The following is a 17,898-nucleotide window of genomic DNA, read 5'->3' on the forward strand; positions in this document are numbered from 1 at the left end:
TACTCACCTACTCGTCTGCCATTTTGACGAAAATCATACGTCCTGCCGAAGTCTGCAGTACCGATGTAACGGTAACAGGGACATTCTGACCGATAAATTTTTCACCATCTTCTACCACTATCATCGTCCCATCGTCAAGATATGCAATACCTTGGTTATTTTCCTTACCCGCTTTAACAATCAGAACATTCATCTGTTCTCCCGGTATGCGGGCAGGTTTTAAAGCATTTGCCAAATCATTGATATTTAACACGACCACACCTTGCAGCGCTGCTACTTTATTCAAATTATAATCATTCGTCACAACTTTAGCGTGAATTTTACGTCCTAATCGGACAAGTTTCGAATCTACTGCGGGAGGCATATCTTCAAAATCATCGTGAATAATCCTTACTTCTACATAATTATCTTCCTGCATTTGCTTTAATATATCTAATCCCCGACGGCCCTTATTCCGTTTTAATAAATCAGACGAATCAGCAATATGTTGTAATTCCTCTAATACAAAAACGGGAACAAGAAGCGGCCCTTCCAAAAATCCGGTACTGCATATTTCAGCGATGCGTCCATCAATAATTGAACTCGTATCCAGCAGTTTTCCGACAAACTCTTCGTCTTTATTTTTTTTGACATGTTCCTTAGGTTGTTTGCTGAAACGCAGCAAACCGATAAGATTCGCTATCTCCGTCTTTTTGCGCATGGCAATACTCATGCCGGCATAACCAAAAATAATACTAAATACGATGGGACCATATGCCCCGATAATAGGTAATCGAACAAACGCCAGTCCAATTAAATTAGCTATAATAAGTCCAAAAAGCAAGCCCAGCGTTCCGACCAGTAAATCCTGACTGGAAAAACCGCTTAATGAAAACTCAATGCGATGAATAGACTTCCAAATAAGATTGATAATAACAGGAGAAATCAAATATCCTACAATGACTCCCAGAATTGCGCCAACCAAAAAGCCTAAAACGGTTAAAACTGTCGTTCCTACAATACCATTTTTTGTAAAACGTTCTGCAATCTCCATGCTAAAAAAAGGAGTTGTCATGATTTGATCGCTGATCATGACAAAACTCACGGCGAATACAAGAATGATAACACCGCACATAATTTTATCAGCCATATTTCGATCCGGTTTATTCAAATCATTTTCTTCCATAAATTTTCCAGCCGCTTTTTTTTCTTTTATTTCTTTTTTAGCCACAGTTCCACCTCCCTTCACTGTATCATTTAACTATACCATAAAACTCACAATGATGCAGTAGTTTTCAATCAAAATATTTTAAGAAAAAAAACAGGAAAACGGCCCCGCCTTTTCAGCAGGCGTATAAAAAAACCGTTTTCCCATATACTATTTTATCACCGTGGATCACAAACAGCAGCCAGAAAAACACCATATGTGTTAATCTGCTGACTGCTGCCGCTGTTTACCGGATTGATCAGGCAGTGTACACGTACCGTTCGTACAATCAAGACGAACCGTTTCTTCTTTATTTTCATGCGAGACACCATAAAATCCCATGACCGGCCCGCTTAAAAGAAGTGTGACCAGTATGCTTCCTGTAAGTATTTTTTTTATAGAATAGCTTATATCTAATTTCATACACAACACATCCATTTAAAAAATTTCAAATACAAAAAAATCGTACTTACAGTATACCATATCAAAAATAAAAAATATAAGTATTTCTGCCTTTAAGAAAATTTTAATGTCCGATAAACGCTGCGTTAATCGCTTCCTTTAGAGTCATAACACCGGTAATGCGGCAATCCGGATAGTCTGCGTCCTTAATATCCTCCATATTCCCTTTTGGAAGTATAAAAGAGGTAAATCCCATTTTGGCCGCTTCCTTGATTCTTCTCGCTGCATGAGGGACACGGCGCACATCACCGGTCAATCCCACTTCCCCCATAATAACGGTGCGCGGATCAATAGCAATATCTTTAAAACTGGATATGACTGCCAAAATGATGGGTAAATCTGCAGCCGTTTCCATCATGCGCAAGCCGCCGACAATATTAATGTATACATCCTGAGTCCCAATCGACAAACCTACACGTTTTTCCAAAACCGCCAGCAAAATGATCAGCCGATTATAGTCCATCCCCACAGCAGTCCGTCGCGGTACAGGAAAAACCGAACGTGTCGTCAAAGCCTGTACTTCTCCTAAAAGCGGACGCATCCCATCCATCACAGCAGCTATCGCCGAGCCAGCTTGTTCTCCCACTCGTTCGGCAAGAAGCATTTGAGATGGATTGGTAAGCTCACAAAGTCCTTGCTCTGTCATCGTAAATAATCCGGATTCATTCGTCGAGCCAAAACGGTTTTTAATGCTTCGTAAAATGCGGAAACGATAGTTTCGTTCTCCTTCAAAATACAGCACTACATCTACCATATGCTCCATCATCCGTGGTCCGGCAATCGTACCATCTTTCGTAACATGTCCAATGACAAACACCGGAATGCAGCTGGTCTTGGCAAAAGACATAAGCCGGCTTGTGCCTTCACGGACTTGTCCCACACTTCCCGGAGCTCCTTCGATCTCACGAGTATACATCGTTTGAATTGAATCGACTATCAGCAAGTCAGGTTTCATGCGTTCGGCTTCTGTCAGAATATCCTGTATCGACGTTTCCGCCATCAGCATAAGACCTGCTTCATCTATTCCCAAACGCTGTGCACGCATTTTAATTTGGCCTGTCGATTCTTCACCTGAACCGTACAGCACCGTCCCATGTCCACGGCAGACAGCCGCCGCAATCTGCAGTACTAATGTAGATTTACCGATACCGGGATCTCCGCTTAAAAGAATGAGCGCTCCCGGTACAATACCGCCGCCCAATACTCTGTCCAGTTCGCCAATTCCGGTTTCTTGACGGGTCATCGCTTCCATGGCAATATCCCGCAAAGATTCCGGTTTAGCCGTTCCATCTGCATGCCGCCGCATGGTTTCGCTATGGCTGGTTTCCGGAACAATGTGTTCCTCCTGCATCGTATTCCATTCGCCGCATTGCGGACATTTCCCCATCCAGCGGCTGGTCACGCTGCCACAACTAGAGCAAACATACCTCGTTTTGATTTTTGCCATGTATGAATCTCCCTACTCGGTTGTAAAAACCAATTCTTTTTTTTCGTCACTTTTTACATGGACTGTATTTCCCTGCTGCAGCTTGCCACCTAAAAGCAATTCAGCAATAGGATCCTCCACCATTTTCTGGATAGCTCGTTTTAACGGACGCGCACCATAGGAAAAATCCGTACCTTCCTTAACAATGACTTCATCAGCTCCTTCACTCCAGGCTAATTGAACGCCCTTTTCCTGCAGCCGGGCAGTTAAATCCTGCAGCAAAATCGCAACAATCCGATGCAGATCATCTGTTGTCAGGGGTTTAAAAACAAGTATTTCATCAATGCGATTCAGAAATTCCGGGCGGAAAAACTTTTTCACATCTTCTAGAATTTCTTTTTTTGCTTCCGCAAATGCCATTTCTCTATCTTTTTCTTCATTTGTTGATGTAGTAAATCCCATGACGGGTGCACTCTTTTTTAAATAAGAGGCCCCTAAATTACTCGTCATGATAATAACTGTATTTCGAAAATCCACCGTGCGGCCCTTAGAATCAGTCAATCTACCATCGTCCAGTACTTGCAAAAGCAAGTTAAAAAAGTCGCCATGTGCCTTTTCCACTTCGTCAAACAAAATCACGCTGTATGGTTTTTCACGAACTGCATCGGTAAGCTGACCACCTTCATCATATCCAACATACCCCGGAGGCGCTCCAACGAGACGGGATACATTATATTTTTCCATGTATTCACTCATATCAATGCGAATCATCGCTTCATCGCTTCCAAAAAGTTGTCTTGCCAGCGTACGAGCCAATTCCGTCTTGCCTACCCCGCTGGGTCCTAAAAACAAGAATGAACCAATCGGACGCTTTACATCTTTCAAGCCGGCACGAGCACGGCGCACAGCTTTAGCTACTGCTTCGACCGCCTCGTTTTGGCTAATGACCCGCTTATGAAGCTCTTCCTCCAAATGAAGCAGTCTATGCGATTCCGTTTCGGTTAATTGGCGTACGGGAATACCCGTCCAATTGGAAACAACATCCGCAATATCTTCTTCTGTAACAACCAATTTAGCATCATCCTCATGCTTCCGTTCTTTTTGAAGATTGGTAATTTCATCGGAAAGTTTTTTGCCTTCATCCCGCAATGCTGCACATTTTTCAAAATCTTCTCCAGCCAGAGCGGCTTCCTTTTCCTTGACAATATCAGCTAACTTCTTTTCCATCTTTTTAATATCCGGCGACGGGGAATACACCTTCATCCGGACTTTAGAAGCAGCTTCATCCATTACATCGATTGCTTTATCCGGAAGAAACCGATCGGAAATATATCGACTCGACAGTTTTACTGCCGCACGAACAGCATCATCTGTAATGCGGGCTTTATGAAATGCTTCATATCGGTCGCGCAGACCAAACAAAATAGCAGCAGCATCATCCTCCGTTGGTTCTCCTACAAGAACCGGTTGAAATCTGCGGGCCAAAGCAGCATCCTTTTCAATGTGCTTTTTATATTCATCCAGTGTCGTCGCACCAATACATTGTAATTCACCGCGGGCTAAAGCCGGCTTTAAGATATTTGCAGCATCCATCGTACCTTCTACCGCGCCCGCTCCAATCAGCTGATGTAATTCGTCAATAAATAGAATTAAAGAAGTATCATTTTCAATTGTTTCAATAACTTTTTTTATCCGTTCTTCAAACTCGCCACGATATTTTGTCCCTGCAACAAGACTGGCCATATCCAGAGAAAAAATGCGTTTATCCTTTAAAATATCGGGAACATTACCATTAATAATACGTTGTGCCAGTCCTTCAGCAATCGCCGTCTTACCGACTCCGGGAGCACCAATAAGGACGGGGTTGTTTTTAGTGCGCCGGCTGAGAATCTGGATCACCCGGTTAATTTCTTTTTCCCTGCCGACAACGGGATCTATTTTACCCTGCCGTGCCATATCATTTAAATCTCTTCCATAGGAAAAGATATCTTCATTTCCATAATTTCCATTTTCATCTTCTTCACTCGCATCCGCTCGGACATTTCCCATAAATTCCGTCATTTTTTTCACGATAACATCCGGTTCTACATCCATGCTTTCAAAAATCTGCATAGCCATTCCCGATCCTTCACGCAAAAGACCAAGGAGCAGATGTTCCGTCCCAATATAATTAACTCCGAGACGATTTGCCTCCGACACGGCAAGTTCCAACGCACGTTTTGTCCGCGGGGTAAGGCCGAGCGCAGTAGGTTCCGTTATACCAATTCCTACAAGCTGTTCCATCGTACGCGTTACATTTTCCGGAGTCATTCCCAATTGGGCCAGCACTTGACCGGCAATACCATCCTTTTCCAAAATCAGTCCCAATAGTATATGCTCCGTGCCTACATAATCATGGCGAAACTTACGCGCCACCTCCTGTGCATAACGCAAAACATTTTTAGCTCCGTTAGTAAATCTATTATACATAGATATCACTTCCTTCCCAATTAATACTATACCTTATATCGCATAAGCGGCCAAGGTTTCACGCAGTACGCTTGCCCGCCTTATACTCAAATCTTCTTCTCCCAGCTTTTCACTGCCGGCCATGTACTGCAAAAAAGCCGGTTCCATAGAGGCCAACAAAGATTCATACACCAAAGGACGTTCATGCACAATTCCCATATCAATGGCCAGCCGCAAATCACTGGCCAGTCCAATCGCTTCCTGCTGACTCATAAGCCAAGCCTGGGATAACACACCATAGGTCCTGCGCAATCTATCCTGCATTTCATTTTTATTATGTGTCCATAATAAATTTCTGCAATTTTTTTCCTCTTGTACTACCTGTACGATAATTTTTTCCAATTGATCCAATATATCCGTTTCCGAAATTCCCAAGGTAACTTGATTCGTTATTTGAAATACATTCCCAATGGTTTCTCCTCGGTCTCCATAAATCCCGCAAACGACAAATCCCAATTTTGTAATACCCTGAACAATTCGGCTGACACGCTTCATCATGACCAATGCCGGTATGTGCAGTGTCACTGCTGCAATAAGACCCGTTCCGGCTTGCGCAGGACTAGCCGTTAAATACCCAAAGTCATCGCGGAAAGCAAAATTAAGCGAACTTTCCAATGAATCATCTACTTGAGATGCATCTTCCCAAACCTTTTTCAAATTGAATCCGGCCGCAGATGCGTGAATGCAAAAGTGATCTGTTTCATTTACCATTACCGACACCGCACCATCCTGCCGCAGCAGCAGTCCACGATTCGCCGGCTGTGATATATGCGCTGCAGAAGAAAAATGTTTTTCCACGAGCAATTCCCTCTCTAACGGTGCTAATTCGCCCAGCGATACAAATTCATACGCACCGCGGCCTAAAACATTAAGACGGGGCACGCTCTTTTCACCTTCCGAAAAAACAGCAGCTAGCTCTATATCAGACGCTCTATCGGGGAAAATATATTTTTTCAAATTACGAGAAAGTCGTATGCGGCTGTCCAGCACAATATCAGACATAATTCCGGAACCATCCTGCCAAGGTGCAAGTGGTGCAGAAAGTAAATCCTTTAGCATGATCATTCCTCCTTTTGTTCATCAATATGAGAAATCCTGCGTTCCAGCGCATGGATTTCATCCCGCACCGTAACAGCCTCCTCATACTTTTCTTCACGCACTAATTTTTGCAAATGCTGACGCAGCCTTTTAATTTGGTTTACCGTCCGAAATACACCGGTACCACGATTGGGAACCTTGCCAACATGCTTCGTATGTCCGTGAATGCGCCGCATCAACGGAGTGATTTCTTCTTTAAATACCTCATAACAATCGGGGCAGCCGAATTTCCCCAGCCGGTTAAATTCGCTATACGTCATACCGCAGCTGGCACATCGCGGTTCTTCTGCAGAGTGGTCAGAATAATCAGGGTACGCCATTTTACGGAAAAAATCATTATCGATAATATTAAAATCACTGTACCCTTTTAAATTTTCTTCTTTTTGGGCACAAACACTGCATAAATGTATATCTGTACGTCGTCCGTTTATAATTTTTGTAACATGAACGATGGCCTCTCTCTTTTTACAGCAATCACACAGCATAGTATTCATCCTCCTTTACGGAATCTACTGCAGCTCCAGATGTTTTAAAATACGATGGATAACTGCATATCGCTGCTGTTCATCAACCTCTGCATAAAGTGCTTCAAAGGTATGATGCAGTAGGACAGCTTCTCTCTTAGTAATGGTCTGCTGCCGGATCAATTGATATAATAACGAATCCAAGTCTGATAAAGAAATACTGGGAACCGGCAAACGTTCCTTCATGACCGCCGGCGTACGATCTACCGGCTTAACCGTTTTTCGTACAATACGCACAAACCCGCCTGACCCTCGACGTGATTCTACAATAAACCCCCGGTCATAGGAAAACCGGGTACTTAAAACATAGCTGATTTGTGAAGGAGCACAATCAAGTTCCTCCGCCAGTTCATTACGCTTTAATATGATAATTTCTTCCTGGTCCTGCAATAATTTATGAAGAATCAATTGTTCAATTTTATCTGCTAAATTGCTCATCGTATCTCACCAACTTTTTATTTTTTAACCTTTTGACTTTTAAACTATCTTTATTATATTCGTCTTTTTGACTTTTTTCAACTATTTATTTTTTTATTGACATATTCCTTTTTTTAATACTATAATATTAATTTAGCATAGACACTTATAAGGAGGATTTTTCATGCACAGCCTTTCCCATTTTTGGCGTACGTCAAGACGTATCTATCACCCAAGAAATTTTTCTGAAAATAAAAGAGCTTTCGCTTTTTTTATTCATAGTGCCGCAAATCGAAAAATGATGGAAGAATTTTACACCTTCTTTGACAATTACCCTCCGCTCACTGATTTTATTGGAAAAGAAAGAGATTTTCAAGAAGTCATGACTCGTGTTTTTTTGTTCAAGAATTCCTCGATGCGTGACCGCTTAACCGCAGTAATTCATCATTTTAATATTGCGCAAATCTTATTTTCCGATGAAACACTGCAAGATTTATATTTCGGAAAAGGAATTACTCTCTGGAAATCGGAAGATGAAAATCTTCCTTTGGATCTGCACCTGCAATTTCTTACCGGTCAGCGCAAAGAAGGCTTTCTGACCATGATGCTCCGCTATGAAGGAGAAAAAGTATATCAATTCAATTTCCGTTTTGATTATAATGCGGATGGTCATATTTCCTTGTATGTCGGTACACTGCAGGGAACCCCGCACGGTCTGAAAACAACAAAAATCCTGACAAAAAAACTTTTTGGTTACCGCCCAAAAAATATGATTCTGTACTTTATGCGTATCTTTATTCAAACATTAGGAATGGAAGATTTTTACGTTATTACCGACGAAGGGTTTTATACAAATAGTCATATTATTCGAGGAAATCGCTCCAAGAAAACTTTTTTTAATGATTTCTGGTTAGATGAAGGCGCCGCTGCAGACCCATACGAAAAATTTTTTTTCCGTATGCCTATCGAAGAAAAACGCCGTACTTATAATGAAATAAAATCACAAAAACGCAACTTATTCCGCAAACGCTATTTCTTGATGGATAAAATCATGCCCGCCTATATACAAGTAATTTATTCAATGCTACGTCCCGGTTTCATGCCGACTCCTTCGGCAATAGATGCAGCTCTGACAGAAAAAGCAGCAGACTATGATCCGATTGACGCTCCCAAAGAATAATATACAATACAGTGTATCAACAAACAAAACAATATATGCAAAAAAAATAGACGCTTTTTATAAGCGTCTATTTTTACACATTAAATAACCCGGCCGTACTTACACACAACTCGTTTATTTATAACTTCATCAAAATATTACTGCTCACATGTTTCGCAGAAGCAGTTCCGGTAATCATCATGGCATCACTCAGTTCACGCTTAAAACCATCCAGTATGATTTTAACGCCCTCAGCTCCGCCGCCAATAGCTCCCCATGCTGCGGGACGTCCGATAAGACAAGCATCAGCCCCCAGTGCCAGCATTTTCAAAACATCTTCCCCACTGCGAATACCGCCATCGACAAAAATGGTGAGTTTGCCTTTAACAGCAGCCGCTATTTCCGGCAATACATCTGCTGTACCCGCCATACCATCTAAAATGCGTCCGCCATGATTGCTGACCACGATTCCCTTTGCCCCTGCCTCTACACAGGCAAGTGCTTCTTCCTTAGACATTACTCCTTTTACAATAAAAGGAATCGCAACAGAATCGGCTATTTTTTTGATACTAGCCGCACTTTTAGGTCCTACAGGCTGGCCAAAAATACGCATATTAATTAATGTTGCTGCATCAATATCGCTGGCAACGGCGGGGGCTCCCGCTTCTTCCGCCAATTTGGCTTTTTCTATGATTGCTTCATCATCACGCGGTTTAATGGTAGGAATAACCAATCCCGGATGTGCCTTACAAGCACGAATTCCAGAGGCATACATATACGCAGCACCGCTATCGCCGGTAAAAGCGATCGTTCCGGCATCAATAGCACCTTGTGTAACTGCATCACAGTAATCTTCTTCTACTTTCTGCGGATCTCCTTCCACCTTAGCATTCAAAACAATTCCACCTACAGGTGCCACCAGCACAGGCAGAGAAAGAGTATGCCCAAAAATTTCCGTACGCGTGTCAGGTTCTTCGATTCCTGCCATGCTGCGCATAATAAGTCCATATTCCTTCAATGATTCTACGTTGCGCATAAAGGAACGACCTGTACGCAAACCACCGAATCCAGGAATCTGTCCGCGGCAGGCTAACCCATTACATTCAGGACAAACATGGCACCCCTTCATTTTTTTTCGTGCATTTTCCATTACTTCTTTCTTCTCCATCTATACTACCTCCTTAAATGCTCGTGACAGCAAAAGACCTTCGTTCTTTGCTGCACGCAAAAAATCTTCTTCCTTGAAGTATATCACGGAAGAAGATTTTTTACATCATTGATTGTTAAAATTAGTCCATTTTAACGAATTCACTTTTACCGGCACCACAGGTCGGACATACCCAATCTTCCGGCAGGTCGGCAAATTTTGTGCCTGCAGCAATACCGGCATCAGCATCACCGTTTTCTTCTTCATAAATGTACCCACAGATACTGCATTCGTATTTGTCCATCGTATATTACCTCCTAAAATCAATATTAATAAATCCCAATCAAATGAGATTATTAAGGCAAATCAAAATTAGACTTTACAGCTGTAACCAGATCCTGCAAATACTGCACACGATCTTGAATCCGTTCGCGTAGTTCCGGAATCAGTCCCACGCCGCGGGTGGTAATCGTATAAAAACGCTTGCCTCTCGTATCGGGATTGTCCCATTTTCCAGAAATATACCCGCCGTCTTCCAACGTTCGTAATACCGGGTAGAGCGCGTTAGGATTCGGTTTGTACAAATCCTTAGTCATTTCCTTCATGCGTTCACGAATATGATTGCCATATGTCGGCGACTCTTCTAAAATAGTTAAAACATACAGAGCCACGAATAAGCGGTTCCATGTCTTGACCGACGTATCCGTAAAACATACTTTTTCTTCCATTTTCACCATAAGCAATCCCCCCTCAAGAATTCTATAGTACATGGAAAAGATCAATGTATAACCAAACTTTATCTATGAAATCCCCCATTTCAAATGATTAGATATAGTTTGATTAATTATATGAACTTTGATTTATATCATATCATGAACAATCTATTTTGGCAATATTCTTAAGTCGTAGAACCTGCATTTCCTAGTTTTTTCCAAGTATTCACGCTGCATTCTTAATATATGTCTTTTATTATTTTTCGTGCATAAATATAATGAAAATAATTTTCCGTTCACGGCTTTACAATTTTTCGTTTTTCGTCCGTTCCCAAACGGAAAAAATAATAAACATTTTCAGCCGCTTCTTTTGTCATTCCCGGCACCGAGGCTAATTCCTGGACCGATGCCTGTTTCATATCATCCAATGTTTTAAACGACTGCCACAAAGCCTTGCGGCGTTTCGGTCCAATCCCTTCAATATGATCCAAAATGGAAACAAGATTGCGCTTTCCCCGCAAGTTTCGATGATAGGTGATGGCAAAACGATGGGCTTCATCGCGGATAGACTGCAACAACTGTAATTCCGGTGTATGATGGTCAAGAATAATAGAATCCTCACGACCTTCAACAAATACTTCTTCGATTCGTTTAGCCAGACTAATCACAGGAGCTTCAGCACCCGCTTCGCGAATAACCGGCAAAGCAGCATGAAGTTGTCCTTTACCCCCATCTATTACAATAAGATCCGGCAGCGGCCATTCTTTTTCTCCATAGCGCCGACGCATGATTTCTGCCATAGAAGCAAAATCATCAGGTTTTCCCTGTACGGTTTTCAGTTTAAAACGTCGGTATTCTTTTTTTGCCGGCCGGCCATTTTCAAAGACGACCATAGATGCAACGGTCTCCGCTCCCTGCGTATGTGAGATATCAAAACATTCCATTCGTTCCGGCAGGCAAGGCAAATCAAGCACTCGTGCCAACGCTTCTACGGCACCACTCGTTTTATCTTTGTCATGCTGCCACTGAAGACGGCGTTGCGCTAAAAGGAGTTTGGCATTTTCCTCAGCCATGTTCAATAATTGCCGTTTCGTTCCTCTTTGCGGTACAAGGATAGATACGTTTTGACCTTTCTGCTCACTTAACCGCCGTTCAAAGTCAGTTTTATCTTCGATCGCACCGACGATAATCTCACCCGGAATAAAGGATTGCCCCACATAATACTGATCCAATACGGCTGCAGTCAATATTTCCTGCCGTGCATCACCACCATTTTCCAAACTGAAAGTTTCTCTTCCCAGAAGCTTTCCGCCGCGGACAGTATATATCTGCACACATATTTGTCCTGCCTCGCCGGCAAACCCGATTACATCCATATCGCCGCTATGAATAACCACATTCTGTTGAGATTGAAGGATTTTCAATGCTTCCATCTGGTCTCTGAAAACAGCGGCTTTTTCAAATTCCATTTTTTGTGCTGCCGTTTCCATCTGTACCTGCAAATCACGCGGCATGCTCGTATCACGGCCTTCCAATACATCTACTGCCTGTTGTACTAAAAGAGCATAATCCGTTTTTGTAATATAGTGGACGCAAGGCGCTTTACAATGTCCCAAATGGTATTGCAGACAAGGCCGGTTTACTTTCATAGACCGACACGTTCTGATGCAGAAAGCAGTCTGCATCAGTTTAAGTACGCGATGCACTGCCCCGGCATCCGCAAAAGGACCAAAATAGCGTGCCCCATCACGAAGAACGCGGCGCGTCATGCAGATTCTGGGATATTCTTCCTGCAAGGTAACCTTGATATACGGATATGTCTTATCATCACGCAGCATAATATTGTAGCGGGGATGATGTTCTTTGATCAGCGTATTTTCTAAAATCAAAGCCTCCATTTCCGATGCTACTACAATTGTTTCCAAATCAACAGCATGATTCATCATGGCCGTAACCTTAACCGCTCTGTTGGAATCATTGCGAACGTAACTTTTAACACGGTTGCGCAGATTAACGGCTTTCCCGACATAAATAATGCGTCCTGACACATCTTTCCATAAATAGACGCCGGGAGAAGTCGTAAGTGTATTAATTTTTTCCAGTACAGCTTCACTGACAGCCATGCTTATCTCCCTTTCGCCATTAACTTTCTGGTTCGTTCCAAAACAGGCTTAAGAAATTGTCCCGTATAAGATTTTTTTACTTTGCAAATATCTTCCGGTGTCCCTGTAGCAACAACAGTGCCGCCACCGTAACCACCTTCAGGCCCCAGATCAATAATATAATCGGCCACCTTGATAACATCCAGATTATGTTCGATTACAACAACCGTATCGCCGCCATCAACCAAAAGCTGCAGCACATCCATCAATTTATGTATGTCTGCCGTATGAAGGCCGGTTGTCGGTTCATCAAGGATATATAAGGTCCGTCCGGTACTGCGCTTGGATAATTCAGTTGCCAATTTGACCCGCTGCGCTTCACCACCCGATAAAGTAGTCGCCGGCTGGCCCAGCCGTATATATCCCAGGCCTACATCCTGAAGCGTTTGGAGTTTCCGTCCAATACGGGGGATATTAGCAAAAAAATCTACGCCTTCATCGACCGTCATATCAAGAACTTGCGAAATATTTTTCCCTTTATACTTTACCTCCAGCGTTTCTCTGTTATATCGCGCACCATGACATACTTCACAAGGTACATATACATCCGGCAAAAAGTTCATTTCAATCCGGATGATGCCATCTCCGCGACAAGCTTCACAACGGCCGCCCTTGACATTAAAACTAAATCGTCCGGATTTATAGCCGCGAATTTTAGCTTCTGCCGTCTGGCTGTATAACTGGCGAATAAAATCAAATACGCCGGTATAAGTAGCCGGATTGGATCGCGGAGTTCTCCCGATAGGAGACTGGTCAATATTGATAATTTTATCAATATATTCCGTGCCTTGAATTGCCTTAAATTCTCCCGGCCTGTGCGGAGTACCATAAACAGCTTCTGCCATCCCTTTATACAAGATTTCATTTACTAATGTCGATTTTCCCGAACCGGACACTCCGGTAACAACCGTTAATGTACCTACGGGAAAAGACACGTTTATATTTTTTAAATTATGTTCTGCCGCACCGATGACATCAATAAAATTGCCGTTGCCGGCACGGCGTTTTTCCGGCAGGGGAATAAACTTTGTTCCTTTGAGATATTGACCGGTAAGTGATTCTGTACAAGCCATAATATCTTCCGCCGTACCTTGGGCCACAATGCGTCCGCCTTTTTCGCCGGCCTCCGGTCCAATATCAAGAATATAATCCGCCGTACGCATTGTATCTTCATCATGCTCAACAACAATCAGCGTATTTCCTAAATCACGAAGATTTCGCAGCGCATCAAGAAGTTTATCGTTATCTCGCTGATGAAGTCCAATCGATGGTTCATCTAAAATATACAACACGCCAACAAGCCCTGACCCGATTTGGGTTGCCAAGCGGATGCGCTGTGCTTCTCCGCCGGAAAGGGTACCCGCCGTGCGGGAAAGCGTAAGATATTCTAATCCCACAGTCCGAAGAAATTCCAAACGAGCCTTGATTTCCTTTAATATCTGCCGAGCTATCAGCTGCTGCTTGTCACTCAGCTGCACTTCATCAAAAAAGCGAATCATATCTGCGACGGTATATTCCGTAAGTTCATGAATATTAAGACCGCCGATTTTAATGGCCAGCGCCTCCGGGCGCAAGCGAGCTCCATGGCAGGTAGTACAAGGTTTTATCGTCATAAATTGCTCAAACTGATCCCGCATCATATCGGAAGAAGCTTCGCGATGACGCCTTCGTATCATCGGAACGATTCCTTCAAAATGGGTGGTAAACGTTTTTATTTCACCATGCATATTCTCATATTCAAATGTGCATAAATCCTCCGACCCGTATAAAAGGGCTTCCTGCAAATCTTTTGGCAGGTCATTGAAGCAATTATCCAATGTATACCCTTTCGGCTGGAGAAGACCTCCCAATTGGCGCAAAAACCAAGAGTTAGGATTACTGCTGAGTGCAGCCACTCCGCCATCGACAAACGGAATATTTTTATCGGGAATAACTAATTTTTCGTCTACCTCCATCGTACTGCCGATACCGGTACAAGCTGGACAAGCTCCAAACGGACTATTGAAGGAAAACAAATGCGGTTCGATTTCCGGCAGGCTGATATGACAGTCCGGACAGGCAAAATGCTGACTATAGGTGAGTATCTCATTATTGACAACGCGAAGTATATGAACAATACCGGAACTCAACTTGCACGCTGTTTCCAAAGAATCTGTCAGGCGGGAAATAATATCCGTCTTAATGACCAGTCGGTCAACAATAACTTCAATCGTATGCTTTTTATTTTTATCTACGGGAATATCATCGGATAAAAGATATACGCTGCCATCTACACGGACACGCACATATCCTTCCTTTACCAAAGAAGCCAGTATTTTCTGATGCGTCCCCTTGCGCCCCTCAACAACCGGGGCCATAACCATGATTTTTTCGCCTTCGCCTAACGCCATGATAGCATCGCTCATCTGTTCAACAGACTGCTGGCGGATAGGTTTTCCGCATTGTGGACAAAACGCCTCTCCCGCCCTGGCATACAGCAAACGCAGATAATCGTATATTTCCGTTACCGTCCCCACCGTAGACCGGGGATTCCGGCTCGTAGTCTTCTGATCGATAGAAATAGCCGGTGATAATCCTTCAATATAATCTACATCAGGTTTATCCATCTGTCCCAAAAACTGTCGGGCATATGCCGACAAAGATTCCACATACCGTCTTTGCCCTTCGGCATAGATAGTATCGAAAGCTAGAGATGATTTTCCCGAACCGGAAAGTCCCGTAAAAACAACAAGCTTATCGCGAGGTATTTTTACACTGATGTTCTTAAGATTATGTTGTCTCGCGCCTTTAATTGTAATATATGCATCACTCATATTTTTTCCTCTATTTTTTTAGTTTACTGTTTCTTCTGTTTTTTGCTTTTTCTTCAGAAGTAAGCATTGATTTCCGGCTTCTGTCCGGCCGTCGTATTTTGCGTTGATACCGGGCAGATGGCATATCTTCTGTCTGAAATTCCTTCGGAATCGTATCATCATGCTGTAATCCGGCTAGCTGTCGGCGCAAAACTCCCAGCCGATCTCGTAATTCTGCTGCCTTTTCAAATTCCAAATTTTTAGAGGCTTTTTTCATCTGCTGCGTCACTGTAGAAATAACCTTGAAAAGTGCCGCTGTCGTCAGCGGTTCTTCATGTCCCTTATACGACTTGCTATTCTCAGCTACTTTCGTCAATTCAATCAAATCAACCACATCTTTTTTAATCGATGCAGGAGTAACATGATTTTTTTTATTATATTCATCTTGGACTTTGCGACGCCGCTGCGTCTCATCAATAGCTCTGCTCATAGAACCGGTAATCGTATCTGCATACATGATGACCGTTCCATGAACATTGCGGGCAGCTCGTCCCATCGTTTGGATCAAGGAAGTATCAGACCGCAGAAACCCTTCCTTATCCGCATCAAGAATCGCAACTAAAGATACCTCCGGCATATCAAGACCTTCACGCAGAAGATTAATGCCAACAAGTACGTCAAATACTCCCGCCCTGAGATCCCGGATGATTTCCGTCCGTTCGATGGTGGCAACATCAGAATGAAGATATCTGACAAGTATTCCCATTTCCTTAAGGTAATCCGTCAAATCTTCTGCCATTTTCTTTGTTAAAGTAGTTACAAGAACACGTTCATGCACAGCCGTACGCATACGTATTTCACTGAGCAGATCATCTATCTGCCCTTGTATAGGCCGTACTTCTACCTGCGGATCAAGAAGTCCCGTAGGCCGGATGATCTGCTGTGCCAAATTCGTTTGTACTCCCATTTCATATTCCCCGGGAGTGGCACTGACATAAATAATTTGATTGATGCGCTCTACGAATTCTTCAAACTGCAGTGGCCGGTTATCCAAGGCTGACGGCAGGCGAAATCCGTACTCAATAAGCGCCTGCTTGCGAGACCGGTCTCCGGCATACATCGCCCGCAATTGAGGCAGTGTAACATGTGATTCATCTACCATAATGAGAAAATCATCAGGAAAATAGTCAAGCAATGTGTACGGAGCCTGCCCGGCTTCCCGGCCGGCCAAATGCCGGGAATAGTTTTCGATTCCCGAACAATATCCCATTTCCTGCATCATTTCCATATCATAATTGGTTCTCTGTTCCAGTCGCTGTGCTTCTAAAAGTTTATCCTCTGACCGCAGCTCCTTCAATCGAAGCTGCAACTCCTGATCAATCGTTTCCAAGGCACGTGCCATTTTCTCATGCGTCGTAACATAATGACTTGCCGGATAAATCGCTACATGACTGCGTTCGTTTATGACCTCTCCGGTAAGTAAATCGACCTCCGTCAAACGATCGATTTCATCGCCGAACATTTCCACCCGGACAACTTTATCATCAAAGGCTGCCGGAAATATTTCTATCGTATCGCCATGCACCCGAAATGTGCCGCGCTGCAGTTCCAAATCATTCCGTGTGTATTGTATATCGACAAGCTTATGCAGGATATCCGACTGTGATTTTGTCTGTCCCAAGCGAAGAGATACAACAAGTTCACTATAATCTTCCGGATCACCTAATCCATAAATGCACGATACCGATGCCACAATAATGACATCCCGCCGTTCAAACAAACTCATCGTGGCCGAATGGCGAAGCTTATCAATTTCATCATTAATAGATGCATCTTTTTCTATGTATGTATCCGTTGTAGCAATATAGGCTTCCGGCTGATAATAATCATAGTAACTGACAAAATACGCCACTTCGTTATCCGGGAAAAAAGCTTTAAACTCACTGCACAACTGTGCTGCCAAAGTTTTATTATGGGCAATCACAAGTGTCGGTTTCTGCACTGCTTCGATGACCTTGGCCATCGTAAAAGTCTTCCCAGTTCCAGTAGCACCAAGAAGGACCTGCGCCCATTGTCCATCTGTAATGCCCTTTACCAAGGATTTGATCGCATCCGGTTGATCCCCCATTGGCTCATACGGGGCAACAACGCGGAACGGTGTCGTTGTATTATAATCTTTATTACGATGATTTTGAATATCCATACGGCCCCCCGCATCCAGTAAATAATAACTATTATTTGTAGTACGTTTAGTATAGCATAGGTCCGAACATATGTACAGTATGAAAAAGGCAGCAAAAATAT

14 protein-coding genes are annotated in these 17,898 nt (G+C 43.1%); 1 reads left to right on the forward strand and 13 read right to left on the reverse strand.

The window, feature by feature from the left end; translation table 11 throughout:
* Nucleotides 1-7: 7 nt before the first annotated feature.
* The 7 genes from BLR11_RS00650 to BLR11_RS00680 form a co-directional block, all read right to left on the reverse strand.
* Entirely contained in the window at nucleotides 8-1,129 is a 1,122-nt protein-coding gene (locus BLR11_RS00650; protein ID WP_425433746.1) for a PIN/TRAM domain-containing protein, read from the reverse strand.
* A 279-nt stretch (nucleotides 1,130-1,408) separates the two neighbouring features.
* Nucleotides 1,409-1,609 carry a hypothetical protein gene (locus BLR11_RS00655; RefSeq protein WP_091647279.1) on the reverse strand — a complete coding sequence of 67 codons (201 nt, stop codon included), beginning with the start codon at nucleotides 1,607-1,609 and terminating at the stop codon, nucleotides 1,409-1,411.
* Between the two features lie 103 nt (nucleotides 1,610-1,712).
* Nucleotides 1,713-3,095 (reverse strand): DNA repair protein RadA, encoded by a 1,383-nt coding sequence (gene radA / locus BLR11_RS00660; RefSeq protein WP_091647281.1) that lies wholly within the window; start codon nucleotides 3,093-3,095, stop codon nucleotides 1,713-1,715.
* 12 nt (nucleotides 3,096-3,107) lie between these two features.
* The gene (locus BLR11_RS00665) at nucleotides 3,108-5,543 is read right to left on the reverse strand and encodes an ATP-dependent Clp protease ATP-binding subunit (protein ID WP_091647283.1); all 2,436 of its coding nucleotides are present in this window, start codon (nucleotides 5,541-5,543) and stop codon (nucleotides 3,108-3,110) included.
* A 33-nt stretch (nucleotides 5,544-5,576) separates the two neighbouring features.
* Complete coding sequence (locus BLR11_RS00670; protein WP_091647285.1) at nucleotides 5,577-6,641, reverse strand: ATP--guanido phosphotransferase; 1,065 nt, start codon at nucleotides 6,639-6,641, stop codon at nucleotides 5,577-5,579.
* A 2-nt stretch (nucleotides 6,642-6,643) separates the two neighbouring features.
* Entirely contained in the window at nucleotides 6,644-7,165 is a 522-nt protein-coding gene (locus BLR11_RS00675; RefSeq protein WP_091647287.1) for a UvrB/UvrC motif-containing protein, read from the reverse strand.
* Nucleotides 7,166-7,189: 24 nt separating this feature from the next.
* A complete protein-coding gene (locus BLR11_RS00680; protein ID WP_091647288.1) occupies nucleotides 7,190-7,642 on the reverse strand; it encodes a CtsR family transcriptional regulator in 453 nt (150 codons plus the stop codon).
* Nucleotides 7,643-7,805: 163 nt separating this feature from the next.
* Between BLR11_RS00680 and BLR11_RS00685 the strand changes: the two genes are divergently transcribed.
* Entirely contained in the window at nucleotides 7,806-8,801 is a 996-nt protein-coding gene (locus BLR11_RS00685) for a DUF535 family protein (RefSeq protein ID WP_091647290.1), read from the forward strand.
* 118 nt (nucleotides 8,802-8,919) lie between these two features.
* Here the strand turns inward: BLR11_RS00685 and BLR11_RS00690 are convergent, their stop codons facing one another.
* The 6 genes from BLR11_RS00690 to uvrB all read right to left on the reverse strand — a co-directional run bounded on the left by BLR11_RS00690 (nucleotide 8,920) and on the right by uvrB (nucleotide 17,797).
* Nucleotides 8,920-9,948 (reverse strand): alpha-hydroxy-acid oxidizing protein, encoded by a 1,029-nt coding sequence (locus tag BLR11_RS00690; protein WP_091647291.1) that lies wholly within the window; start codon nucleotides 9,946-9,948, stop codon nucleotides 8,920-8,922.
* A gap of 121 nt (nucleotides 9,949-10,069) precedes the next feature.
* Nucleotides 10,070-10,231, reverse strand: coding sequence for a rubredoxin (locus BLR11_RS00695; RefSeq protein WP_091647293.1), 162 nt, complete (start codon nucleotides 10,229-10,231; stop codon nucleotides 10,070-10,072).
* A gap of 52 nt (nucleotides 10,232-10,283) precedes the next feature.
* Nucleotides 10,284-10,664, reverse strand: a complete 381-nt coding sequence (locus BLR11_RS00700; protein WP_176762812.1) for a PadR family transcriptional regulator — start codon at nucleotides 10,662-10,664, stop codon at nucleotides 10,284-10,286.
* A gap of 272 nt (nucleotides 10,665-10,936) precedes the next feature.
* Nucleotides 10,937-12,763, reverse strand: coding sequence for an excinuclease ABC subunit UvrC (gene uvrC, locus BLR11_RS00705; protein ID WP_091647296.1), 1,827 nt, complete (start codon nucleotides 12,761-12,763; stop codon nucleotides 10,937-10,939).
* Nucleotides 12,764-12,765: 2 nt separating this feature from the next.
* Nucleotides 12,766-15,615 (reverse strand): excinuclease ABC subunit UvrA, encoded by a 2,850-nt coding sequence (gene uvrA / locus BLR11_RS00710; protein WP_091647298.1) that lies wholly within the window; start codon nucleotides 15,613-15,615, stop codon nucleotides 12,766-12,768.
* A gap of 10 nt (nucleotides 15,616-15,625) precedes the next feature.
* Nucleotides 15,626-17,797, reverse strand: coding sequence for an excinuclease ABC subunit UvrB (uvrB, locus tag BLR11_RS00715; protein WP_091647299.1), 2,172 nt, complete (start codon nucleotides 17,795-17,797; stop codon nucleotides 15,626-15,628).
* Nucleotides 17,798-17,898: the final 101 nt, after the last annotated feature.

It is taken from the genome of Megasphaera paucivorans, assembly GCF_900103535.1.
Lineage (GTDB): Bacteria > Bacillota > Negativicutes > Veillonellales > Megasphaeraceae > Megasphaera_A > Megasphaera_A paucivorans.

Coding starts and splice junctions, on each gene's coding strand:
- BLR11_RS00680 (WP_091647288.1), bottom strand. CDS start 7,642: ATGAGCAATTTAGCAGATAAAATTGAACAATTGATTCTTCATAAATTA.
- uvrB (WP_091647299.1), bottom strand. CDS start 17,797: ATGGATATTCAAAATCATCGTAATAAAGATTATAATACAACGACACCG.
- BLR11_RS00700 (WP_176762812.1), bottom strand. CDS start 10,664: ATGGTGAAAATGGAAGAAAAAGTATGTTTTACGGATACGTCGGTCAAG.
- BLR11_RS00650 (WP_425433746.1), bottom strand. CDS start 1,129: ATGGCTGATAAAATTATGTGCGGTGTTATCATTCTTGTATTCGCCGTG.
- uvrA (WP_091647298.1), bottom strand. CDS start 15,615: ATGAGTGATGCATATATTACAATTAAAGGCGCGAGACAACATAATCTT.
- BLR11_RS00670 (WP_091647285.1), bottom strand. CDS start 6,641: ATGCTAAAGGATTTACTTTCTGCACCACTTGCACCTTGGCAGGATGGT.
- BLR11_RS00675 (WP_091647287.1), bottom strand. CDS start 7,165: ATGCTGTGTGATTGCTGTAAAAAGAGAGAGGCCATCGTTCATGTTACA.
- BLR11_RS00695 (WP_091647293.1), bottom strand. CDS start 10,231: ATGGACAAATACGAATGCAGTATCTGTGGGTACATTTATGAAGAAGAA.
- BLR11_RS00655 (WP_091647279.1), bottom strand. CDS start 1,609: ATGAAATTAGATATAAGCTATTCTATAAAAAAAATACTTACAGGAAGC.
- BLR11_RS00690 (WP_091647291.1), bottom strand. CDS start 9,948: ATGGAGAAGAAAGAAGTAATGGAAAATGCACGAAAAAAAATGAAGGGG.
- radA (WP_091647281.1), bottom strand. CDS start 3,095: ATGGCAAAAATCAAAACGAGGTATGTTTGCTCTAGTTGTGGCAGCGTG.
- uvrC (WP_091647296.1), bottom strand. CDS start 12,763: ATGGCTGTCAGTGAAGCTGTACTGGAAAAAATTAATACACTTACGACT.
- BLR11_RS00665 (WP_091647283.1), bottom strand. CDS start 5,543: ATGTATAATAGATTTACTAACGGAGCTAAAAATGTTTTGCGTTATGCA.
- BLR11_RS00685 (WP_091647290.1), top strand. CDS start 7,806: ATGCACAGCCTTTCCCATTTTTGGCGTACGTCAAGACGTATCTATCAC.